Raw genomic sequence first — 5,016 nt, forward strand, 5'->3', positions numbered from 1 at the left:
TTCTGGCGTTGATTTTTGGCACGCTGTTGAGTTCTCAAGGAACGGACGCTTCCTTTGTACTCACCCTCTCGGGCTTTCCTCCGGGCTTTCGTTCTGTTCAGAGTCTATCAGATCTTTTCGGACCCGATTTCCTCTGTGCTTTCCAGGTTCTGCGCTTTCGCGCTTTCCCTTTCCGGCGGTTCCGACTCTATCAGAAGTTTTCCACCGGATTTCCCGGCTTCGACGATCCGAATGAAGAGTCGAGTGCACCCCACATGGAATTCGATTCTCTGCGGGGTGAGTGTCGCCGAACTTGTCCAGTTCGAGGCAACCGTTTGACTCTACAGCCCACCCCCAGGGGTGTCAAAACGAGGTGGGGGCCTCGTGGACACGCCTCAACAGCTCCATCAGCAGGCCCTGTTCCTCCCCCGTCAGCGGCGCCATGAGCCGCGCGTTCGCCGCCTCCGCGAGGGTGGCGCAGCGGGTGAGGACGGCCTCCCCCTCCGGGGTGGTGGTGATCGCGTTCTTCCGGCGGTCGGCCGGGTCGGGGGCGCGCAGGACCAGGCCCGCCTCCTGGAGGTGGTTGAGGATCCCGACCATGTCCTTGGGGTCCACCGCCAGCCGGCGGCCCAGCTCCGCCTGCGTGAGGGGCCCGTATTCGGCGGTCGCCGCCAGCACGGCGTGGTGCACCAGCTTCAGCCCCTCCGCCGCGACGGCCTCGGCGACCAGCCCCCTTCCCCGCGCCGCGACCCGGCCGACGAGCCAGCTGGGCAGCGACTGGATGTGCGCGAGGGGCGCGGACGGAGATGCGGGCGAGGGCGGCTGCGTGTCCATGAGGCGCAACCCTACCCAGAATCGTTGGACATCCCCACGACTTCCGTCTTATCGTTGGGATGCCCAATGAAACGAACGGATCGGGGGAGGTCCTGTGCTGCGCATCCGCCACGAGGTCAACGGTGGGCCCGAGGTGCTGTTCGCCGAGGAGGTCGCCCGCCCGGAGGCGGGCCCCGGCGAACTGGTCGTCCGGGCCGAGGCGATCGGGGTCACCCTGCCCACCGTCCGCAAGGTCCGCGAGGGCGGCGCACCGGGCCCGTTCGGCGGGGAGGTCGCCGGGGCCGTCGTCGCCGTCGGAGCGGACGTCACCGGTTTCGCCGTCGGGGACCGCGTCACCGGGCTGTGCTTCGCCCACGCCTACGCCGAGTACGCCGTCCTGAACAGCGCCCTGACCACCGCCGTCCCCGACGGCGCGACCGCCGTCGACGCGGTCGCGCTCGTACGCAGCGGACTCGTGGCGCGCGGGGCGTACGAGGCCGGGCGGGTGCGGCCGGGCGAGTCGGTGCTCGTCACGGCGGCGGCCAGTGCGGTGGGCGGCCTCGCCCTCCAGTTCGCGAAGGCCGGCGGGGCGGGACGCGTCATCGCCGCCGTCGGCAGCGCCGACAAGGCCGCCTTCGTCCGCGGCCTCGGCGCGGACGAGGTCGTGCTGTACGAGGACGCCGACTGGGGAGCCCCGTACGACGTCATCCTCGACGGCGTCGGCGGCGACCTGCTGGGCCCTGCCGTACGGGCACTGGCCATGGGCGGGCGGCTGGTGGCCTTCAGCTCGGGCGGCGGCACCGTGGAGGCGTACGAGCTCCTGGTGCGCGGCGCCTCGCTCATCGGCTTCCAGATACGGGCCGTCGCCATGGGGCGGCCCGACCTCTACGCCCGTTGGCGGCGCGAGCTCTGGGAGGGGTACGCGGCGGGCATCCTGCGCACCTCCGTCCACGAGGAGATCCCCCTCGCCGAGGCGGCCCGCGCACACGCCCTCATCGAACAGCGCCGCAACCTCGGCAAGGTCGTCCTCGTCCCCTGAGCCGTCTCTCCAGTCCTCTCTTTCGGACCAGGCCGGGGCCGGGCATTAGGGTGCGGGCCCGTGGACGCTGCTGATCTCGACCGACGATTCCGGTCCGACTCCCCTCGTATCCCCGCGTACCTGGTCTCCCGGCTCCTCGAACTCGGCCATGCCGAGGAGGTGGCCTTCCAGGCCGGCCGCGGGGAGTGGTTCTGTGCGCGGGAGCTCGCGCGGCGGCTCGCCGGGCAGGGGCTGCGGGCGGAGGCGTGGGAGGTGCTGGCCCCCTACCTCGCCTCGGGGTCGTGGACGGCGGCCGAAACCGCGGCCGGGCTGTTGGAGGAGTGGGGGAAGGCGGACGAGGCCATCGCCCTGGCCCGCCCGCACGCCGACGGCGGGACGCGGCAGGCGCTGGCGTTCCTCGGGCGCCTGCTCGCCCGGCACGGTCGCGGCGGCCAGGCGTTCGCACTGCTCCTCCCCCACCTGGAGGACGCCTTCCTCGCCACCGCCCTGGTGGACGTCGCCCGGCCCGCGGGCCGGGAGGAGGAGGTCGCAGCGCTGCTGGCCGCCCGCATCGAGACGCCGCACCGCTGCGCGGACCCGGGATGCGACCGGGCCCGTATCGCACCGGCCAACGCCGTGTCGCTGCTCGCCACGGTCCAGGAACGCCGCGGTCGCGTCGACGAAGCCGTCGCCCTCCTGCGCCCCGTCCCCGCCGCCCCGCCCGCCCACGCCCACGCCCAGCTCGCCGACGTACTGGCCCGCCACGGCCGGATGGAGCAGCTGCGCGAGTACGCCGCTGAACTGGGCAACCCCGCCAGACGCCTCGCGGAGCTGCTGGAGGAACGCGGCGACGTCGAGGGCGCCATCGCCGTGTACCGCGGGCTGCCCGCGTCGGATGACCTCCGCCCGTTCACGGCGGCGCATCTCGCGGACCTCCTGGAGCGGCACGGCCGCGGTGACGAGGCGATCGAGGTGATGCGCGCCCTCGTGGACGCGTCCCCCGGTGCGGAGGACTGGGTCGTCCGTCGGCTGTGCGCCCTGTACGCCGGGGCGGGCCGCGCCCTGGAGGGCCTGGCCTACCTCGACGACCTCAAGTCCCTCAGCGGCGGGGAGGATTGGGAGTTCTTCGAGCTGCGCCTCCCGCTGCTGGCCGCCGAGGGCCGGAGCGGGGAGGCGCTCGCGCTGGTGCGGGCCCACCCGGAGGGCGACACCTGGTACGCGGCGGACTCCGTCGCCCGGCTCCACGCGGAGGCCGGCCGCCTCGACGAGGCCGTCACCGTTCTCCGAGCGCATGCCTGCGACCTCGCCTTGGACCTCGCCGAGCACCTCATCACCCTGGGCCGGGTCAGGGAGGCGGTGGCCGTCCTCCAGGAGCGCTGAACTCCGGCGGCTGCGGCCTCAGTTGTCGACGAGGGTAAGGCTCGTCGCGTCGTATCGGGCGCCCGCGATCTCCTCGCGCGGGGCCGCGGCCTCGATGGCGGCGAGGTCCTCCGGGGTCAGCTCGACGGACAGGGCCGCGAGGTTCTCCTCGAGGTACTGCCGGCGCCGGGTGCCGGGGATCGGTACGACGTCCTCGCCCCGGTGCTGCACCCACGCCAGGGCCAGCTGTCCGGCGGTGACGCCCTTGGCGGCGGCCAGTTCCTCCAGCCTGGCGACGATCGCCAGGTTGCGGTCGAGGTTGCCGTCGGCGAACCGGGGCTGCGTGCGCCGCAGGTCGCCCTCCGCCAGGCCCTCGACGGAGTGGTAGCGGCCGGTGAGGAATCCCCGGCCGAGCGGGGAGAACGGCACCAGGCCGATGCCGAGTTCCCGGCAGACGGCCGCGGTCCCGGCCTCCAGGTCCCGCGTCCACAGGGACCATTCGCTCTGGAGTGCCGCGATGGGGTGCACCGCGTGCGCCCGGCGGATCGTTTCGGCACCGGCCTCCGACAGCCCGAGGTGGCGGACCTTGCCGGCCTGGACCAGTTCGGCCATGGCGCCGACGGTCTCCTCGATCGGGACCTGCGGGTCGACCCGGTGCTGGTAGTAGAGGTCGATGTGATCGACGCCGAGCCGTCGCAGCGAGGCCTCGCAGGCCTCGCGCACGTAGGCGGCGTCCCCGCGGATCGCGACGGGCTCCCCCAGCCGGCTGACGAAGCCGAACTTGGTGGCGATGACGGCCTCGTCGCGGCGCCCGGCGACGGCCCGCCCGACCAGTTCCTCGTTGTGCCCGGCTCCGTAGAAGTCGGCGGTGTCGAGGAGGGTCACCCCGAGGTCGAGGGCGTGGTTGAGGGTGGCGATCGACTGCGCGTCGTCCGAGTCGCCGTAGCCGTGGCTCATCCCCATGCAGCCCAACCCCTGTGCGGAGACTGCGAGTTCACCAAGGTGCCGGATGTTTGCGTCGATCATTCTGGTGCCTCCCGAGCTGGAAAACCGTCTGCTCAAGACGCTAGGTGCTGGAGTGCACTCCATGTCAAACGATCAACGCCGGAGGGTCAACTGCCGCAGTCGAGGCTCGCGCTGCCGCCCGAGACGATCGGGTCGGTCTCGGTCCCGTGGACCCGTATCGTGCCGCGCCCTCCGCGCCCGTTCCAGCGCAGCTCGTACGCTCCGCTGGCCACGGGCCGGTAGCCGTCGTCGGCTATCCAGGAACCCGACGGACCCCAGCCGATGTGGCTCGGGCCGATCGCGTAGACGTCGCCGCTGCCGATCACCAGGAACGAGGTCTCCCGGACGACGGCGGTGCAGCCGCCCGGGCCCGTGGGGTGCAGGACGTAGTACTCGGCGCCGAGCTCGTCGAGGGCGCCGGCCGCGCAGCTCAAGACGGCCGCGACCAGGGCGACGCCCCGTACGGCGCGTACCGGCAGCGGCCGGCTCGGCATCCCGGTCCGGCCGGCCGCGGAGCGGACCCGTACGGCTCGGACGCCGGCGAGGACCGCGGCCGCGCAGAGCAGGACGACGCACAGCGCCCATCCGGGCACCACGGAACCGGAGACAAGGAGCACCAGGTCGCTCCATCCCGTGGCGGCGGCCAGCAGCAGGAGGCCCGCGACGGCCATGTCGTAGCCGGCCGCTCTCCGCTTCCACGTCCGGCCGACTCCGGCCTCCCCATTGGTCATATACGCAGACTACGGCCCGTAAACGCAGAAAAGCCCCGCACCATGACTGGTGCGGGGCTTTCCCACAATGATTGTTCGGCGGCGTCCTACTCTCCCACAGGGTCCCCCCTG

At 72.4% G+C, this 5,016-nt stretch carries 5 protein-coding genes; 2 read left to right on the plus strand and 3 right to left on the minus strand.

The genetic code is table 11. From position 1 onward, the window contains the following. Positions 1 to 342: 342 nt before the first annotated feature. Positions 343 to 813 (minus strand): MarR family transcriptional regulator, encoded by a 471-nt coding sequence (locus AB0O29_RS34040; RefSeq protein WP_365159754.1) that lies wholly within the window; start codon positions 811 to 813, stop codon positions 343 to 345. 94 nt (positions 814 to 907) lie between these two features. On the opposite strand from AB0O29_RS34040, the gene AB0O29_RS34045 reads away from it, so the two are divergent. Continuing rightward, complete coding sequence (locus AB0O29_RS34045; protein WP_365159757.1) at positions 908 to 1,831, plus strand: zinc-binding dehydrogenase; 924 nt, start codon at positions 908 to 910, stop codon at positions 1,829 to 1,831. A 60-nt stretch (positions 1,832 to 1,891) separates the two neighbouring features. Continuing rightward, positions 1,892 to 3,190, plus strand: a complete 1,299-nt coding sequence (locus tag AB0O29_RS34050) for a hypothetical protein (RefSeq protein ID WP_365159760.1) — start codon at positions 1,892 to 1,894, stop codon at positions 3,188 to 3,190. An 18-nt stretch (positions 3,191 to 3,208) separates the two neighbouring features. Here the strand turns inward: AB0O29_RS34050 and AB0O29_RS34055 are convergent, their stop codons facing one another. Together AB0O29_RS34055 and AB0O29_RS34060 are read right to left on the minus strand one after the other, a co-directional pair. Then, a complete protein-coding gene (locus tag AB0O29_RS34055) occupies positions 3,209 to 4,195 on the minus strand; it encodes an aldo/keto reductase (protein WP_365159763.1) in 987 nt (328 codons plus the stop codon). Positions 4,196 to 4,281: 86 nt separating this feature from the next. Next, positions 4,282 to 4,905, minus strand: a complete 624-nt coding sequence (locus AB0O29_RS34060; RefSeq protein WP_365159765.1) for a hypothetical protein — start codon at positions 4,903 to 4,905, stop codon at positions 4,282 to 4,284. Between the last annotated feature and the right edge of the window lie 111 nt (positions 4,906 to 5,016).

The sequence above is a fragment of the Streptomyces sp. NPDC089915 genome, from assembly GCF_040684675.1.
Classification (GTDB): domain Bacteria; phylum Actinomycetota; class Actinomycetes; order Streptomycetales; family Streptomycetaceae; genus Streptomyces.